Raw genomic sequence first — 17,199 nt, forward strand, 5'->3', positions numbered from 1 at the left:
TTGAGTTGAAAGGTTATAAGTTTTCGTTCTATTCTCGATTAAAATTTATAGTTCACCCCGATAGTTGTATAACTACCGCGTCTGAAGTTGATGAAGTCTTCGTCTGTGCCGTTTATCTTGGCATCGCGGTTTGAATCCTGAACCAGCCTTACCTTCTGGTTAAGAATGTCTTGGATACCGGCTTTTAACTCGAAGTGCTGGCCTAAGCTTTTGGTTACTGAAAGGTCAAGCACATTGCGCGGCATTTCATAAACTGTCGGTGCCTGATCATCCCCTACCGTGAAAATGCGCTTGCCTATAACATTGTAAAGCAGGTTTACTTGCAGGTTTCGTGCATCATCCTGGTAGTATAAGCCAGTGTTCACAATAAAAGGGGACTGCCCGTACATGGCCCTGTTTCTTTCCTGGCCTTCAGACTGTTCACCCAGATCTACCTTGCTTTCGATCAGAGAGGCATTCAGCACCAGGCTCAGGTTTTGAATAAAGCTGCTGTTAGATAGGTTCAGGAACGACTTCCTGATCTCTGTTTCAATACCATAACTCTGCGCATTGTCTGCGTTTCCTGGTCTGTAGATCGGATTGCCTGAAGTTGGCAAACTGTAGATCTCAATCGGGTTCTTAAAGTACTTGTAGAATACACCCACAGAAAGTATCTCGGTAGGGTTCGGGTAAAACTCGTACCGCAAATCCGCATTGTGAATAGTAGCAGTAGTCAGGTCCTTGTTACCCTGTATTTCGGCGTTCAGCTGAAAATCATAGTAGGCGAAAGGAGCCAGCTCTCTAAACTCAGGACGGTTTACGCTCAGGCTATAGCCACCTCTTAGTAAAGAGCGCTCATCAAAGTTATAAGTAGCATTCAGGGACGGCAGGAAGCTTGTGATTGGATTGTTTACTTCCAGTTTAGCACCGCCATATTGCGAGGAGGTAAGTTGCTGCTTGTTATACTCTACACGCAAACCACCTGACAGATTAAGCTTTTCATTAACCGGCAGGTTACCTCCTACATAGCCTGCTATCAATAAGCCAGAAGCATCATACTTATCGGTCGGGTTAGTACCTTCTCTTAATCTAAAGCCAGACTGGTTAATGTTTTCCGGGCGGAAAAGCTCTCCCAGTGGCAACGTCAGCAGTCCTTCATTGAACTGCGATGGATCAGCCGCTGTGTAGGACATCCAACGGGCATCGAAAGATCTGTCTTTGTTTTCAGCATAGAAGCCTGCTCTTACTTTTGGCTTAGCTTCAGAAAGCGTGTCTTTGCCTGCAAAGCTGTGCTCTACCTGTCCACTTGCCATAAAGGTATTCTCATGCATTTTAGAGTAGAAGCGGCCTGCATCAAATGTGTTGGCGGCATAAGGAATCACCCAGCGGAAAGGCTCATTGCTACCGATGTTACGCTGTGACCTGATACGCTTGAAGTTTGGCTCGTTACGGTTGGTATAGTTGTAACCAGCTGTCCAGGTATAAGTGGTGCGTTCATTATCTGCATCATGTGTACCTTGCAACTGACCAGAGTAAATAGTTCTGCTCTCATAGCGCTGCGCTATGTTACGCACATCCACATCCTTCCCCTGCAGTTCCTGGCCTTCTCGCTCAATAACCTGAGACTGACCTAGCTGATTGAATAAGTTTCTGAACTCGATCTTATTATTGTTGTTGAGGCGGAAAGCCCAGTTACTTATTAAACCAACCCGAGTATTCTGGCTTGCTTCTGAATCAAAGTACTTATACTCCAGTGGACTTTTTTGCTGCTCCTCGTCGAAGGCTGTGTAGCGGTATCTTTCTGCTTCTATAAACTGATTGGTATTGCTGTAGGAAAGTGCTGTTAGGTTACTTGCTTCTGTATCACCAATAAAGAAACGGCGCGTCAAGCCGAAAGAGAGGCGAAGGTCCGGCAAAGCGTTTTTGCTGTTGATTGACCAGTCGCTGTCAAGTTGCTTGGCTGCAGTGACCAAACTCTCGCCACTTATGTTATCAAGGTGCGATGGAAAGGAGCTTGGCAAAGACCTCGATCCATTGTCAAAGCCTAAAAAGTCTGTGCTGCTTCCTTGCTGTGTACTGATCGCATTAAATGTTGTTCCGGCACGATAACCACCTGAAACACCAAAGCTTGTTGTGTTTTCACTGGCAAAGTTTTTAGTATACACTTTTATCACACCGCCACCAAACTCGCCTGGCAACTCCGGAGAACCGGATTTGAACACCATGATTCTGTCCAGTACACTTGTAGGAAGAATATCAAAAGAGAAGGCACGAGAATCTGGTTCTGTACTTGGCGTAAGGGCATCATTCAGCATCACAGTGTTGTATCGCTCGCTCAGGCCCCGGATCATGATGTAACGGTCATTCATAACAGTAACACCCGGTATTCTACGAACAACTGCAGCTGCATCTCTATCTAAAGACTTAGCTATTTGTTCTCCTGCCACACCGCTCACTACTACTTCACTTTGGCGCATGGTTTCCAGCACAGCCATTTCTGTGTTGGTTTGGCGTGTTCCTACAATCTCTACTGCCTGAATCTGTGTGGCATTTTCTTCGAGTTGTACATTAAGTGTAGTCGGCTGGCCAGGCTTTACTGCTATACCTGCACTCTCGAATGGCTTATAAGAAAGAAAGGTAACTGATACATTATAAGCACCCGGCTCAAGGGGCAATGTATAGTTACCTTCATAATCTGTGGTAGTTCCTTTGGAGGTGCCTTTGATAAAAACTACGGCTCCAATTATGTCTTCGCCCGTTGTCTTATCGGTTACCTTTCCTTTTAATGTCCCCTGCTGGGCATAACCATATACTGTTGTAGTAATAATGGTGAGAAGTGTGAGTAAGAGTTTCATCCGATCTACTGTTTTTAGTCTCGCTGCAAAAGTAGATCAGCAGGATTACCTCACAATTACATAGAATTTACCCTTTTGTTAAGAATTGAAGGCTATTTTAAACATAGCGTTACCTTAAGATTAAGCTATTGTTAACAGGCCTTTGAATCTAATCTCCTATCTGGATCTTATATCTTGATTTACTTTTTATTAGTTAACCCTTACATGTGGTAGTTGATCTTTCACCCTGCAAACACAGGCAACAATAAGTTAACTTTGCCTTAACAAACCAATAACAATAGCGGGTGTTCTTAACACAATGAATTCAGAGGTCTGGCTAACTCCATTTTTATCAAGTGTGATTTTGTGTTTCGACTTGACCGCCCAACACTCCTTCGAAGACTAAACTGTGGAAATCGCTCCCCCGCTAAACAGACAGTATAGAAATAGATTTATGCTTTTAGCACAGTAAAAAAATTTAGCAGTAACAGTGGACTCCGCCCCTATAGCTTTCCTAATGTTATGAAACTGTTTAGTTTTTTGTTTATCACGCTCTCCTCAACAAGGTAATATTATGCCATTGTTACGACTTTACTGCCATTTGCCATTACCTTAAGCAGAGCCTGCCTCTATTGCTATAAAAAACTGTTAATAATATGCTTTTAAGACCTGCCTGAGCATAAAATCCCCTCCTCTGGTTTTTTAACAATTTGATAACACACACCATTCGTCACCTTCTCCCCAAAATCAGGAACTTTGCACCGCGAAATGGAACTATTTAGGATGGCCTGACTAACTATCCTAAAGCAAGAGTTCTTTTTTGGCTGCATTTTAAGCCTCCATAGAAGGTGCGGCAAAAACTGTAACCTTTATTGAAACAGTCACGACTTAAGGATTTATTCTCACTAAAAACTAATAAGAATCGTGAATCTAAATTTAAAAGGAGCTTTAGTAGCTTTTTTCTCACTATTCATCATTGGTGCCTCTCAGGCCCAAAGCATCAACAAATCAAAGTTTGGCAAAGGACTACAGTTTATTGCTGCGGACTCTTCTTTCAGCCTGAAGTTCAGCACCCGTTTCCAAATGCTCTACCAGGGCGCCATCAACAATTCTGCTGAGCAATTAGAGGACCGCTTCCTGATACGCAGGGCACGTCTTAAATTCGAAGGCTTTGCTTATACCCCAAAACTGGAATACAAAATAGAGCTTGGCTTAAGCAACAGTGATATTGGCAATGATGACCCTGCTCGATTCAACAACGCAGACAACATCATACTGGACGCTGTGGCTATGTGGAATTTTGCTCCTGGTTGGGAGCTGTGGGTAGGTCAGACAAAACTACCGGGAAACCGCGAGCGTATCATCTCTTCTCAAAAAATGCAGTTTGTAGACAGAAGCCTATTGAATTCCCGCTTTAACATAGACCGCGATGCAGGTATACAACTACACCACGTACATAACTTTGGCACAACAGTAGTGCGCGAATCTGGCTCCATCTCTATGGGCGAAGGCCGTGATATTACCGTGAACAACGCCGGAGGATATGATTATACTGCTAAGGTGGAAGTAATGCCTTTTGGAGAGTTTGAAGGAGAAGGTGCTTATGTAGGCAGCGATATTTACCGTGAAGAAACGCCAAAACTTGCTGTTGCAGCAGCCTATAATTTTAATGATAATGCCTCCAGAGAAGGCGGACAGCTCGGTGACTTTTTAGTTGATCAGCGCGACCTGAGTACCTTGTTTGTGGATTATATGTTTAAGTACAGAGGCTTTTCTTCCATGGGCGAGTATGCGAACAAAAAAGCGCCAGACGGCCCAGTAGTTTTAAGAACTGATGAAGGTCTGGTTGATGAGACGTTCGTAACCGGTAACGCCTTCAATATTCAGGCTGGTTACCTTTTCCCAACCAACTGGGAAATTGCAGGCCGTTACACAACTTTCAATCCTGAAAAAGTAACGAATATACGCTCCCAGGAGCAGTACACGCTAGGAGTTTCAAAGTACATCGTAGGACACAGCTTAAAAGTACAAGGCGATGTAACACTTCAGGACCAACCTAACAGGGAGAACACTTACCTGTTCAGGTTACAAATGGAAGTGGCTCTTTAAATCCAAAGCTTAACAATAAGTTAACATTACAAAATTCTTATTCTGATTGGTTCTGCCTCTCTTTGCAATCCAATTTGGGCAAGCAGAATGCAGCAAGAGCAACAAATATAACTAGTTGATAAGCATTGTAGTATATCAGCAAAAGAATTAAAGAGAAGAAATAAAGATTTTAAAATCAACCTATAACCAAATCCAACTCTGGCTTATGTTAAAATTTAAGCTTTCAAGTGTAAAATTAAACGCAGCAGTACTTCTGGGCGCAACACTCATGTTCAGTGCCTGTGGCGGTAATAATGAGGGAGGAGCCAACGGAGAAGTGGCTGGCAACATTCAGATTGATGGTTCGTCAACAGTCTACCCTATTACAGAGGCTGTAGCGGAAGAGTATCGTGCCGAAGCCCCAGATGTTCGGGTAACAGTGGGTGTATCCGGTACAGGTGGTGGTTTTAAGAAATTCACTCGTGGAGAAATTGACATCGTAGATGCTTCCCGTCCTATAAAGCCATCAGAGGATAGCGTGGCGCAGGCAAGTGGCATTTCTTTTGTGGAGCTTCCGGTAGCTTACGATGGTCTTACAGTAGTAGTACATCCGGAGAATGATTGGATAGAAGATATTACTATTGAGGAGTTGAGAAAAATTTGGGAGCCATCTGCACAGGGAAACATCAAGAGATGGAATCAAATTCGTCCGGAGTGGCCAGACCAGGAGATTCACTTGTATGGCCCTGGTGTAGAGTCTGGTACATATGATTACTTTACAGAAGCCGTGGTAGGTGAAAGCGGCGCTAGCCGTGGTGACTATACCGCCTCAGAAGATGACAATGTTTTAGTACAGGGCGTTTCTACAGATCCTTATGCACTTGGTTTCTTCGGCTATGCTTACTACGAAGAAAATAAGGACAAGCTGAAAGTAGTGCCTGTTGATGACCTGAATGATGCAAATGGTAAAGGTGCCATCACCCCTACACTGGAGACTGTAAAAGACGGTTCTTATGCACCTCTTTCGCGCCCGTTGTTCATCTATGTTAACTCCAAAGCTGCCGCAAACCCTGCAACAGTTGATTTTGTAAACTTTTACCTTGACAATGCTGGTGAATTAAGCCAGGAAGTTGGTTATATTCCACTTCCTGCTGAGCTGTACAAAGAGCAGAAGGAGAAGTTTAAGCAGTTTGCGGAGAGCGCGAATAAAAAATAAAAGATTTAATTTAGTGCCGCTAAGTTTGTTATGCATAGCTTACTTAGCGGCTCTTTAACTATATAGCACCTTGAGAGTATCAGAAAAAATTATCGAGGGCTTATTGTGGTTATCAGCTGTAATCACAATATTCATCACCATTAGCATTATCTGGGTTTTACTCTCAGAATCAATCAGTTTCTTTCAGGTTGTGTCGTTATCCGAATTCTTAACAGAAAAAGAATGGACTCCCCTGTTTGCTGACAAGAAATTTGGTATAATGCCGCTGGTGGCAGGCACCCTGCTTACTACAGCCGTTGCCATTGCCGTAGCACTTCCTATTGGCTTAACCATTGCGGTATACCTTAATGAGTATGCGCATGACCGCATGAGGCTGTTCGTGAAGCCACTGTTGGAAATTCTGGCAACAATACCGACGGTAGTGTATGGCTTCTTCGCCTTAACGGTAGTTACCCCCTTTTTGCAAACAATTATACCATCACTAGCCGGTTTTAACGCTCTTTCAGCAGGTATCGTGATGGGCATTATGATCATTCCAATGATTTCTTCCTTAAGTGAAGATGCTATCAGCTCTGTTCCACGCTCTCTGCGTGAAGCGGCCTATGGCATGGGCTCTACGCGATTGCAAACCTCCTTTGGTGTGATGGTACCGGCAGCGTCATCTGGAATTGTAGTTTCGGTTATACTTGCCATCTCCAGGGCAGTGGGTGAAACAATGATCGTGGCGATTGCCGCAGGTCAGCAGCCTCGCCTGACACTTAATCCATTGGTACCAATTGAGACTATCACAACTTATATTGTGCAGGTAAGCTTAGGTGACGTACCACGGGGCTCACTGGAGTATAAAACCATCTTTGCTGCAGGTATAACACTTTTCGTGTTCACATTCGCGCTGAATAACCTCAGCTTCTGGATCAAAAAGAAATACCAGGAAAAGTATGACTAACTCTGACATCAACAGGCTTAAAGACAAAGCCTTTCATATTTTTGGCATCTTTTGCACCTTCATAGGGCTGGTAGTGCTGGCAATCTTCCTTTCTGATATTGTTATCGAAGGTATTGGCCGCATAAACTGGGACTTTTTAACAAGTTTGCCATCCCGAAGAGCCAGCCGTGCTGGTATTCTTACTGCATGGGTTGGTACGCTCTGGATTCTTGTCCTTACTACAATCATCGCCTTCCCTTTAGGGGTGTCGGCAGGGATTTACCTGGAAGAGTATGCAAGGAAAAGCAGGATAAACAACTTCCTGGAGATCAATATTGCTAACCTTGCCGGTGTACCATCCATTATTTACGGTTTGCTGGGTCTGGAAATATTTGTGCGTCAGATGCGCCTGGGGGGAAGCTTACTCGCAGGTGCCCTTACGCTATCGCTGCTCGTACTTCCTATTATCATCGTAACCACACGCGAAGCCATCAAAGCAGTGCCCCGCAGCATCCGTGATGGCTCCTATGCTTTAGGAGCTTCTAAATGGCAGACAATATGGAACCAGGTGCTTCCGGCCTCTTTTGGAGGTATACTGACTGGTATCATTCTGGCCCTTTCCAGAGCGGTAGGTGAGGCTGCACCACTGATTGTTATTGGTGCCCTGGCTTACGTTCCTTTTACGCCATCTTCGCCATTTGATGAATTTACAGTATTGCCAATCCAGATATTTAACTGGACATCCAGACCGCAGGAAGCATTTCTAACCAATGCAGCAGCGGCCATTATTATACTATTGATCATTACTTTTATGCTGAACGGAATAGCCGTTTACTTGCGTAACAGGCAGCAGAAAAAAATTAAGTGGTAAATACACCATGAGCAAAAGAACTAAGTTAGAGGCGATAGACCTCGATGCATACTACGGCGATTTCCACGCTTTAAAAGGAATCAACATAGCCATGGAAGAGAAGGCTGTAACAGCTTTCATCGGACCATCTGGTTGCGGTAAGTCTACTTTCCTCCGCACCTTCAACCGTATGAACGATTATATCGAAGGCTTTAAGGTAGAGGGGCAGATTCTTATTGACAGCAAGAATATCTATCAGAAAGATGTACGGGTTGATGAGCTTCGCAAAGAGGTGGGCATGGTTTTTCAGAAGCCTAACCCATTTCCAAAGAGTATCTTTGAAAACGTGGTGTATGGCTTAAAAATACAGGGGGTCAAGAAAAAGTCCGTACTGGAAGAAGCCGCAGAGACATCTTTAAAACGTGCAGCTCTTTGGGAGGAAGTAAAAGACAAGCTGCACAAATCAGCTCTGGCCCTATCCGGTGGTCAGCAGCAGCGTCTTTGCATAGCTCGTGCTCTTGCTATTTCACCCTCCATCCTTTTAATGGATGAGCCGGCATCTGCTCTGGATCCAATCTCTACTGCAAAAGTGGAAGAACTGATTTATGAACTTAAGAATGACTACACCATTGTAATAGTAACGCACAACATGCAGCAGGCAGGCCGCGTTAGCGACTATACAGCCTTCTTCTACATGGGTGAATTAGTAGAGTTCAACAAGACCAAAACCATGTTTACAAGCCCTAAAGATGAGCGTACGCAGAATTACATTACAGGTCGTTTCGGTTGATATTACTTATATCAACTAAAATATTATACTTGTAGATTCTCATCCAAAACACTAAAACATCATGCCGCATATAGACATAGAATTAGAGCGCCTAAGAGTCAAACTTCTTGAGATGTGGGACTTGGTAGAATACCAGTTGCAAAGTGGAAAGGAAGCCATGCTTACTGCAGACCAGGAGTTGGCTAAACTTATCATTAAGCGCGACAGAAAAGTGAACCAGTTTGATGTAAAGATAGACCGTATGTGCGAGAACTTCTTTGCATTATTTACCCCTGTAGCCGTTGACCTGCGCATGGTGTTGGCTGTGCTTAAGATAAATGCAAACCTGGAGCGTATCGGCGATACAGCAGAAGGAATAGCACGTTTTGCTCAGAAACTGGAAGAACCTATTGAGCCTGAGTTGCTGGAAATGACCCAGGTCCTGCCAATGTATGATGAGGCCCTGTCTATGTTTAATGATTGCCGCCTTGCCTTTAAAAACGGTGATCCTAAGCTTGCAAAGGCGCTTATCAAACGCGACAAAATCCTTAATAAGATTTACCGGAAATCAGATACAGTTGTCACAAAGTACATGGAGAAGCACCCGGACAGAATATCTGAAGCGCTGGCTTTACTTTCTATTATCAAAAAGCTGGAGCGTGTCGGGGATCAGGTAACAAACATTGCTGAGGAAGTAATATTCTATCGTGAGGCAAAGGTTATCAAGCACAAGGGAGATAAAAAGAAAAAGAAAAACGGAGACAAGAATAATGAAGATTAGTCTCTTATTTTTCTGACAGTTACAAAAGCAAAATAATAAGGGCATGAACCGTTAGGATTCATGCCCTTATTATTTTGCCCACATAGATTCCTTCTTTACGAACCAATCCCCAATAATACTACCTTTCCAACCTTTTGTGTCGTACCTTTGCGGGAAATTAATACACGCATTGCTTTTCAAGGAAATCTTATACCTGATTCAGAAGGACTTAGTCCTGGAGTGGCGCCAGAAGTATGCCTTTAACGGGATGCTGCTGTACGTAAGCAGTACCGTTTTCGTGTGCTACCTCAGCTTTGGCTTGCGCTCTAATGTGCTAACGGTGCCTGTGTGGAATGCTGTGCTTTGGATTATTCTGTTGTTCACATCAGTAAATGCCATTGCAAAAAGCTTCATGCAGGAGAACAGGGGACGGCTGCTGTACTTTTATTCTATTGTGAGTCCGCAGGGAGTGATTCTTGCCAAGATCATTTACAATGCCCTTTTGATGCTGATCCTGGCTGTAATCTGCTTTGTGTTTTATGGTTTTGTGCTTGGAAACCCTGTGCAGGATGTGCCGATGTTTCTGCTAACCATACTTTTGGGTGCTATTGGGTTCTCTACATCTCTGACCATGATTTCGGGGATCGCATCGAAGGCAGCAAACAGCAGCACCCTTATGGCAGTGTTAAGCTTCCCGGTTATTGTGCCCATGCTCCTGATGCTCATCAAGATGTCTAAAAATGCTCTTGATGGCCTGGACCGCAGCACCAGCCTCGACGAACTGCTTACTTTGCTTGCCATAAACATGATCGTAGTCACTGTTTCTTATATTTTGTTCCCGTACCTTTGGCGTTCGTAACGTCACGTTTGCTGAAATTTCAGCAACTACGTTAGAAAATTCGCCAGGTTGTCTTGGAATCAGCGGGCAACAGAACGAATTAGTAAAAAAAGATGTCTTTTTGATGACAAGAGCAATACAAGATTGTTCTGAAAGCAGAGAGTTAAAATAAAATTTAAAGGCCGGAAGCCTTAGAAGTAGTCATAGTATTTTAAAATGAAGAAAAACTGGTGGAAAATACTGGCTGTGTTGCTGTTGGTTTTTACAGTAGTAGCAGGTATGCTGACAGAGGTCCCACGGTTGGCTATTCTTAATGAAACCATCCGCAACCTGTACTTTCACGTGCCAATGTGGTTCGGCATGATCCTCATCCTGCTGGTATCAGTTGTCTATTCCATTAAATACCTGCGCAAACCTACCATCAAGAATGATGTAATAGCCTATGAAGCTGCCAAAGTAGGCATCTTGTTTGGTGTGCTGGGCATTATAACCGGTATGGAGTGGGCCAGGTTTACGTGGGGTGAGTACTGGAGCAATGATCCAAAGCAGAATGCCTCAGCGATCGGTCTGCTGATCTATTTCGCGTACCTGGTATTACGTAGCTCTTTTAATGAGCAGCAACAGCGTGCCCGTATCAGCGCAGTTTACAATATCTTCGCTTTTGCAGCCCTTATACCTTTGTTATTCATACTTCCCCGGCTCACCGATTCGCTTCACCCTGGCAACGGCGGAAACCCGGGCTTTAACTCCTATGATCTGGACAACCGGCTTCGCCTGGTGTTCTATCCTGCCGTACTTGGATGGACGCTTCTAGGGCTCTGGATCGTGAACGTAAAATCAAGGTTAGAATTAATCAGACAACGCTTATATGAAACTGTATAGAATACTGGCAGTGTGGTGCTTTATGCTTTTTGCTACGGCAGGCGTACAGCAGGCACAGGCACAAGCTACTGAAACAGAGAGTTCTGTAACAGTAGTAGCAGAGCCAGAGGTAGAAATGGCAGATACGCTACGCCAGGATGGGAAAATTTATGTGGTGGTGGTAGTGCTGCTTACTGTTCTCGTGGGTATGATCGTGTATCTTATTAGCCTGGATAGAAAGGTAAGCCGACTTGAAAAACAAGTGCGCGAGTAGTTTAAATTATCTGTAATGCAGGTATAAAATAAGCCTTCCGCGATGGATTTAAATTCTACAAAAACGTGTTAGGCAGAAAGAAAAAAGGAATTGTTATTTAAAGATAGATGAAGAAGTCACATATCATCGGAATCTTAGTAATCGCAGCCGCTATTATGATCATTATGACATCAGTGGGCGATGCCAGTACCTATGTTTCATTTGGTGAAGCCATAGAACGCGCCGAAGATGGCGACATGACTAAAGTGCATGTGGTAGGGCGGCTGAAAAAGGACGCACAAGGGCATATCATAGGTATGAACTACGATCCTGTAGTAGACCCTAATTACTTTACATTTATGTTAGTTGACACAAACCGTGTGGAGCAGCAGGTAGTTTATTATAACCCCAAGCCGCAGGACTTTGAGCGATCGGAACAGGTGGTAATAACAGGCAATATGCAAAATAAGGTTTTTGTGGCTGATAAAATACTTCTCAAGTGCCCTTCAAAGTATGTAGAGAAGGAAGTACAGCAAAACACAGCAGGCTTATAAAATAGTTAAGAGTTGAGGGTGAAGCGTTCAAATAATGACACTCCTACTTATTCAACTTCTGGCTCATAACTTATAACTTTTTAATTTTCAGAAATGATTAATACGCTGATTGGGGATATTGGCCATGCCAGTGTGATTGTAGCCTTTGTTGCGGCAATTGTATCCTCTTATGCATATTTCATGGCATCCAGAGCCAAAGTTCAGGCTTCCGGGAATAACAGCTGGCGCAGTTTAGCGCGAGGTTCATTTTATGTACACGCTGCTGCCGTTGTGATGATAATATTTGCGCTGTTCAACATTATTTACGAACACCGCTACGAATACTATTACGCCTGGAGCCATTCTTCCAACCATCTTCCGGTATACTATATGATTTCATGCTTCTGGGAAGGACAGGAAGGATCTTTCCTTCTCTGGATCTTCTGGCATGTGTTGTTAGGTATAGTCCTGATCAATGGTAGTAAGAAGAACAAAGAATGGGAAGCTCCTGTGATGGGAATATTTTCTTTCGTGCAGCTCTTCCTCACTTCCATGATTTTGGGAGTGGTAATAGGTGATTTTAAGATTGGCTCGTCTCCTTTTATCCTGATGCGCGATTTCATGACGGATGCTCCGGTATTTGCCATGGATCCAAACTTTGTGCCGCAGGATGGCACAGGGCTTAACCCGCTGCTTCAGAACTACTGGATGGTCATACACCCTCCTACCCTGTTTTTAGGCTTCGCCGCTACCCTCGTGCCATTTGCTTTTGCAATGGCCGGACTATGGAAAGGGGAGTTCACGAAATGGGTAAAGCCAGCTTTGCCCTGGGCCTTGTTTGCAGGCGTAGTGTTAGGTATAGGTACCATGATGGGCGCTTACTGGGCATACGAAACCCTTAACTTTGGTGGTTACTGGAACTGGGACCCTGTTGAGAATGCCGTTTACATACCATGGTTGGTTTTAGTTGGCGCTATCCATACCATGGTTGCTTACCGCCGTGGTAAATCAGGATTAAAGGCATCTTTTATTTTAGTAATAGCCTCCTTCATTCTTATTCTTTATGCTACTTTTCTAACCCGAAGTGGCATACTAGGCAATGCTTCCGTTCACTCATTTACAGACTTGGGCCTTTCAGGTCAGCTGTTTGCTTACTTAGCGGCTTTTGCTGTTCTGGCTGTTGCATTGCTTATTTATAACTGGAAAAAAATACCTACTACCGACAAAGAGCTCACTACTTATAGCGGAGAGTTCTGGGTATTTATCGGAGCAGCAGTGCTTTGCCTTGCAGGTTTCCAGGTATTGGTTACTACATCCATCCCTGTGTATAACTCTTTCCTTGGCTTTATAGGAATTGAATCTAATGCAGCTTTACCAGCAGACCAGATCGCACACTATACCAAGTTTCAGTTATGGGCTGGTGTAGCAGTAGCTTTACTTTCAGGTATTGGGCAACTGCTGTGGTGGAGAAAAGGCGAAAAAGGCAGCTTTGTGGATGCAATCATGCTCCCGGGTATGCTCACTTTACTCTTTGCCAGCCTTATAATTGTGTTGTCTAAGCTTGGGTTGTTTAATGAAACGATAAACAACCCTGTTTACATCACATTACTCATAGCCTCTTTGTTTGCTGTTTTTGCAAACTTTAGCATTATCCTGAACCTGCTGCATAGAAAGGTAGCGCTTTCAGGAGGTGCTGTAGCCCACATAGGTATAGCCTTGATGTTGATTGGTATACTTTTCTCTTCCGGCTATTCAAATATTATTTCTGAAAATACATCAGGAATGGTCTACTCACGCGAGTTCCCTGATGAAGTAAACCGGGATAACGTGTTGTTATGGCGTAATACGCCTGTGGACATGGATAAATATACTGTTAGCTATCATGGCCAGTTCCAGGAGGTAATAGGTGTGCCAGGGTATGTTAACCGTGAACTGTTGTTCCCAACAGCAGATGAGTACAAGGCAATTGCCAGAGGTCAGATAAAGGAAGGCGACAAAGTTTACTTTGAAACAGGGGATACGCTTGATCTGCTGTCGCCGGAGAACGTGTATTATCAGGTAAAATACAAAGAGCGTGAAGGCGACAAAACTTTTACACTGTATCCTCGTGCACAGGTAAACCCGAATATGGGACTGCTTGCTTCTCCAGACATCCAGCATTTTGTAGATAAAGATCTTTATACCCACGTATCTTCAGTACCGGATCCTAACGAAGAGAAGGACTGGGGAGAACTGAAGGAATACGTAGTAACTGCAGGTGACACTATTATCTTAAATGATTACGTAGCCATCTTTAATGGAATTGAACGTATCGAAAATGTACCTGGCGTAGCGTTGAAAGAGGGAGATGTAGCTGTACAGGCAGACATGAAGATATTGGGCGAGAACAAAACGTATCATGCTCACCCAGTACTGATGATCAAAGACCAGATGATGGGGCGTTTACCAGAAGAAGTAGCTGACTTAGGTCTGCGCCTCACATTCCTGAACATAGATACTGAGAATAATAAATTTACAATTGGCGTAAATGCTACGCAGAAGGACTATATTATCCTGAAAGCGATGGAGAAGCCATTTGTAAATATTCTATGGATCGGCACAATTGTAATGTCAATAGGCTTTGTTATGGCTATAGTTCGCCGCAACCAGGATGGCAGCAAAAAGCCGGTAAGTGATAAATCAAAGAAAAGCAGAAAAGCACAGGCTGCTTAAGCATACCTGCCTATATAAAACAAAAGCCTTTGCGATGATCGTAAAGGCTTTTGTTTTATATAGGCATACCTCCTAACTTGGCTAACACAGTAGAATAGCCCATGAAAACGGTAAAAAGTAAAAGTATAGTCTTAGTTGGCGCGGGGAATGTAGCCTGGCACCTGGCCCAAGCCTTTACAGCTGCAGGGCACCAGGTGGTTAAAGTTTACAGCCGTTCCGGTACAAGCGGAGAAGAGTTAACAAATTTACTCCCTTTTGCCAGTCCCACTACTTCGCTGGACTTCCGGAATACGGCTGCAGACATTGTTCTTGTTGCCATACCGGATTCCGCGCTTATAACAGTACTGGAGCAGCTAAAAGTAACTCCTGAGACTATTGTTGCGCACACATCTGGCTCTCAACCCCTGACTGTACTTAGTGAAATTAAGGGAGCCCGGGTTGGTGTTTTTTACCCACTCCAAACTTTTTCCAAAGCAAAACCCGTTGAAATTTTACATGTACCTATTCTGATAGAAGCAGACTCAAAAGAAGTACAACTGGAGTTGGAGGAGCTAGCTTTAAGTATCAGTAGCCAGGTGCAGCAAATAGACTCTGAGGCTCGCAAGCAGCTACATTTAGCGGCCGTTTTTGCCTGCAACTTTACAAACCACCTGCTAGGCATTAGCCAGCAAATACTGCAGGAGAGCGGTTTACCCAAAGAGCTGCTTCACCCACTGATAAAGGAGACGATTGCCAAGGCCATGCATCAAGATCCTTACAGCGTACAGACCGGGCCAGCTATACGTCGCGATGATAACGTTCTTCAGGCACACGTACAGATGCTGCAGCAACATCCCACTTTTCAGGCGCTGTACCAGGCGCTGACCAATAGTATACAGGAATCTGACCAAAAGTAGCAGGTGTTTCACCAGCACAACCATTTACAACCATACCTGTTAAAGTACAGAACCGATGCAAGGCCTAAACTTTGATTCGGCTCGAAGGCTTCGTAAATTGCAGCCAAAATAGAAAAAGAGATGAAAGTTGTAAATATAACATTTAAGTTTGCTGATGGCTCTCCAGATGAGGTTCACCCTGCCGTAGAAGGGGAATCTGTGTTGGATGTAGCACTCAACAACGACATTAAGCTACAGCACAACTGTGGAGGTGTGTGCGGTTGCAGCACATGCCATGTATATGTAGAGGCAGGAATGGACGATCTGCCGGAAATATCTGATAAAGAGGAAGACTATATAGATCGCGCCGTAGACCCTCGTATTAACTCAAGGTTAGGTTGCCAGTGTGTGGTGCAGGGCAATGAAGACATTGTAGTTACCATACCCGAACAGGATTTCCTGGGTCATTAATACCATTTATATCAACCATACAACGCCCACCAAAAATGGCAGGTGTTTCATGATAACTGAAAAAAGATGAATAAGAATTACGAACCGCCGATCCACTGGAATGATTACGAAGACATTGCCATGGCTTTGTATGAAAAGTTCGGCGACGATTTCACAGAGTCAAAAATTTACCGCATCCGCTTTACAGAATTGCTGGAGTGGGTACTTTCTATTCCTAATTTTGAAGGCACGAGAGAGCAGGCCAATGAGGGGCATCTGGAGCAGATTCAGGCAGCCTGGGTGTACGAGTGGCGTGATAACCAGGATTAGTTTGATTCCTGTCATTAGTTAAATATCATATAAAATATATATTTTTAAAGGTTCTTTCTTGTAAAGAACCTTTTTTATTTTCATGTACTATGGCAATTACACAAACAGACCTTACCCGTATCAACACTTTTATTTTTGATGTTGATGGTGTTTTAACTGATGGATTCCTGTATAGCTTCGCTGATGGGGAGCAGGTAAGAGCATTTAATATAAAAGATGGTTTTGCCATCAAGCATGCTATTCGCCAGGGCTATACGGTTGCCATCATATCCGGCAAAAATGAACCGGGTGTACGAAAGCGACTTGAACAGCTGGATATAGAGCACATCTTTCTCGGCATAGATGAGAAAACCGATGTTTATGAGGACTTCCTGTACATGCAAGGTATTCACCCTGCTACTGTAGCCTATATGGGTGACGACATGCCAGACTATGAAGTGATGCAACGCTGTGGCTTTCGTGCCTGCCCCGCCGACGCTGCTGACGACATAAAAGAGATAGCCACCTTTATTTCAACAAAGGACGGAGGTAGAGGAGCTGTTAGAGAGCTGATAGAGAAGATCATGAAAGCCCAAGACACTTGGTAACTTGTGTTATACTTTTTTTACAATTGAATATCAGATTTATTTTAATACACTATTGTATATATTAGAATAAATTTTTAGTTTACGAAGGAATTAATTACCAATAACTTTTTTATTTTTATGAAGACAGGAAAAGTAAAGTTCTTTTTGGAATCTAAAGGTTTCGGTTTCATTACTGAAGACGAAACAAACGAAGATTTCTTTGTACATGTTACCGGCTTAAACGGTGTACAGATTCAGCAGCATGACCGTGTTGAGTTCGACACTCAGGAAGGTAAAAAAGGAATCAACGCTGTAAACGTGAAGAGAGTATCTTAAATATACTTTGCCGTTGCAGAAAAA

Annotated in this window: 17 protein-coding genes; 16 read left to right on the forward strand and 1 reads right to left on the reverse strand. The window is 43.6% G+C overall.

The features are described 5' to 3' along the window. Positions 1 to 38 precede the first annotated feature (38 nt). Positions 39 to 2,834, reverse strand: coding sequence for a TonB-dependent receptor (locus ACFSRY_RS03770; RefSeq protein WP_377503431.1), 2,796 nt, complete (start codon positions 2,832 to 2,834; stop codon positions 39 to 41). 903 nt (positions 2,835 to 3,737) lie between these two features. Here ACFSRY_RS03770 and ACFSRY_RS03775 point away from each other — a divergent pair. From ACFSRY_RS03775 to ACFSRY_RS03850, 16 genes are all read left to right on the forward strand, one after another. After that, the gene (locus tag ACFSRY_RS03775; RefSeq protein ID WP_377503432.1) at positions 3,738 to 4,922 is read left to right on the forward strand and encodes a porin; all 1,185 of its coding nucleotides are present in this window, start codon (positions 3,738 to 3,740) and stop codon (positions 4,920 to 4,922) included. 205 nt (positions 4,923 to 5,127) lie between these two features. Continuing rightward, positions 5,128 to 6,117, forward strand: coding sequence for a PstS family phosphate ABC transporter substrate-binding protein (locus ACFSRY_RS03780; RefSeq protein WP_377503433.1), 990 nt, complete (start codon positions 5,128 to 5,130; stop codon positions 6,115 to 6,117). 70 nt (positions 6,118 to 6,187) lie between these two features. Further along, a complete protein-coding gene (gene pstC, locus ACFSRY_RS03785; protein WP_377503434.1) occupies positions 6,188 to 7,063 on the forward strand; it encodes a phosphate ABC transporter permease subunit PstC in 876 nt (291 codons plus the stop codon). Continuing rightward, a complete protein-coding gene (pstA, locus tag ACFSRY_RS03790) occupies positions 7,056 to 7,913 on the forward strand; it encodes a phosphate ABC transporter permease PstA (protein WP_377503435.1) in 858 nt (285 codons plus the stop codon). The genes pstC and pstA overlap by 8 nt, the downstream gene beginning before the upstream one ends. A gap of 7 nt (positions 7,914 to 7,920) precedes the next feature. After that, positions 7,921 to 8,682, forward strand: a complete 762-nt coding sequence (pstB, locus tag ACFSRY_RS03795; protein ID WP_377503436.1) for a phosphate ABC transporter ATP-binding protein PstB — start codon at positions 7,921 to 7,923, stop codon at positions 8,680 to 8,682. Positions 8,683 to 8,743: 61 nt separating this feature from the next. Further along, on the forward strand, positions 8,744 to 9,442 hold the full coding sequence (gene phoU, locus ACFSRY_RS03800; protein ID WP_377503437.1) for a phosphate signaling complex protein PhoU: 699 nt from the start codon (positions 8,744 to 8,746) through the stop codon (positions 9,440 to 9,442). Between the two features lie 196 nt (positions 9,443 to 9,638). Further along, entirely contained in the window at positions 9,639 to 10,280 is a 642-nt protein-coding gene (locus ACFSRY_RS03805; protein WP_377503605.1) for a heme exporter protein CcmB, read from the forward strand. A 195-nt stretch (positions 10,281 to 10,475) separates the two neighbouring features. Further along, on the forward strand, positions 10,476 to 11,141 hold the full coding sequence (gene ccsA, locus ACFSRY_RS03810) for a cytochrome c biogenesis protein CcsA (protein WP_377503438.1): 666 nt from the start codon (positions 10,476 to 10,478) through the stop codon (positions 11,139 to 11,141). Continuing rightward, on the forward strand, positions 11,128 to 11,394 hold the full coding sequence (locus ACFSRY_RS03815) for a CcmD family protein (protein ID WP_377503439.1): 267 nt from the start codon (positions 11,128 to 11,130) through the stop codon (positions 11,392 to 11,394). Before ccsA (ACFSRY_RS03810) ends, ACFSRY_RS03815 begins: the two co-directional genes overlap by 14 nt. Positions 11,395 to 11,501: 107 nt before the next feature. Next, a complete protein-coding gene (locus ACFSRY_RS03820; RefSeq protein WP_377503440.1) occupies positions 11,502 to 11,927 on the forward strand; it encodes a cytochrome c maturation protein CcmE domain-containing protein in 426 nt (141 codons plus the stop codon). Positions 11,928 to 12,020: 93 nt separating this feature from the next. After that, positions 12,021 to 14,618, forward strand: coding sequence for a cytochrome c biogenesis protein CcsA (gene ccsA, locus ACFSRY_RS03825; protein WP_377503441.1), 2,598 nt, complete (start codon positions 12,021 to 12,023; stop codon positions 14,616 to 14,618). Between the two features lie 101 nt (positions 14,619 to 14,719). Beyond that, a complete protein-coding gene (locus ACFSRY_RS03830) occupies positions 14,720 to 15,514 on the forward strand; it encodes a Rossmann-like and DUF2520 domain-containing protein (protein ID WP_377503442.1) in 795 nt (264 codons plus the stop codon). A 120-nt stretch (positions 15,515 to 15,634) separates the two neighbouring features. Then, complete coding sequence (locus ACFSRY_RS03835; protein WP_377503443.1) at positions 15,635 to 15,964, forward strand: 2Fe-2S iron-sulfur cluster-binding protein; 330 nt, start codon at positions 15,635 to 15,637, stop codon at positions 15,962 to 15,964. A 66-nt stretch (positions 15,965 to 16,030) separates the two neighbouring features. Further along, the gene (gene iscX / locus ACFSRY_RS03840) at positions 16,031 to 16,273 is read left to right on the forward strand and encodes a Fe-S cluster assembly protein IscX (RefSeq protein WP_377503444.1); all 243 of its coding nucleotides are present in this window, start codon (positions 16,031 to 16,033) and stop codon (positions 16,271 to 16,273) included. Positions 16,274 to 16,362: 89 nt separating this feature from the next. Continuing rightward, positions 16,363 to 16,860: a KdsC family phosphatase gene (locus ACFSRY_RS03845; RefSeq protein ID WP_377503445.1), complete on the forward strand. Its 498-nt coding sequence runs from the start codon at positions 16,363 to 16,365 to the stop codon at positions 16,858 to 16,860. A gap of 117 nt (positions 16,861 to 16,977) precedes the next feature. Then, positions 16,978 to 17,175, forward strand: a complete 198-nt coding sequence (locus tag ACFSRY_RS03850; RefSeq protein ID WP_377503446.1) for a cold-shock protein — start codon at positions 16,978 to 16,980, stop codon at positions 17,173 to 17,175. Positions 17,176 to 17,199: the final 24 nt, after the last annotated feature.

Source organism: Pontibacter locisalis (genome assembly GCF_042684605.1).
Lineage (GTDB): Bacteria > Bacteroidota > Bacteroidia > Cytophagales > Hymenobacteraceae > Pontibacter > Pontibacter locisalis.

What these genes read in the sequence shown, in the direction of transcription:
- iscX (WP_377503444.1), top strand. Translation starts at nt 16,031, where the DNA reads ATGAATAAGAATTACGAACCGCCGATCCACTGGAATGATTACGAAGAC.
- pstB (WP_377503436.1), top strand. Translation starts at nt 7,921, where the DNA reads ATGAGCAAAAGAACTAAGTTAGAGGCGATAGACCTCGATGCATACTAC.
- ACFSRY_RS03830 (WP_377503442.1), top strand. Translation starts at nt 14,720, where the DNA reads ATGAAAACGGTAAAAAGTAAAAGTATAGTCTTAGTTGGCGCGGGGAAT.
- ACFSRY_RS03845 (WP_377503445.1), top strand. Translation starts at nt 16,363, where the DNA reads ATGGCAATTACACAAACAGACCTTACCCGTATCAACACTTTTATTTTT.
- ACFSRY_RS03835 (WP_377503443.1), top strand. Translation starts at nt 15,635, where the DNA reads ATGAAAGTTGTAAATATAACATTTAAGTTTGCTGATGGCTCTCCAGAT.
- ACFSRY_RS03780 (WP_377503433.1), top strand. Translation starts at nt 5,128, where the DNA reads ATGTTAAAATTTAAGCTTTCAAGTGTAAAATTAAACGCAGCAGTACTT.
- ACFSRY_RS03815 (WP_377503439.1), top strand. Translation starts at nt 11,128, where the DNA reads ATGAAACTGTATAGAATACTGGCAGTGTGGTGCTTTATGCTTTTTGCT.
- pstA (WP_377503435.1), top strand. Translation starts at nt 7,056, where the DNA reads ATGACTAACTCTGACATCAACAGGCTTAAAGACAAAGCCTTTCATATT.
- ccsA (WP_377503441.1), top strand. Translation starts at nt 12,021, where the DNA reads ATGATTAATACGCTGATTGGGGATATTGGCCATGCCAGTGTGATTGTA.
- ACFSRY_RS03850 (WP_377503446.1), top strand. Translation starts at nt 16,978, where the DNA reads ATGAAGACAGGAAAAGTAAAGTTCTTTTTGGAATCTAAAGGTTTCGGT.
- ACFSRY_RS03770 (WP_377503431.1), bottom strand. Translation starts at nt 2,834, where the DNA reads ATGAAACTCTTACTCACACTTCTCACCATTATTACTACAACAGTATAT.
- ACFSRY_RS03820 (WP_377503440.1), top strand. Translation starts at nt 11,502, where the DNA reads ATGAAGAAGTCACATATCATCGGAATCTTAGTAATCGCAGCCGCTATT.
- ccsA (WP_377503438.1), top strand. Translation starts at nt 10,476, where the DNA reads ATGAAGAAAAACTGGTGGAAAATACTGGCTGTGTTGCTGTTGGTTTTT.
- phoU (WP_377503437.1), top strand. Translation starts at nt 8,744, where the DNA reads ATGCCGCATATAGACATAGAATTAGAGCGCCTAAGAGTCAAACTTCTT.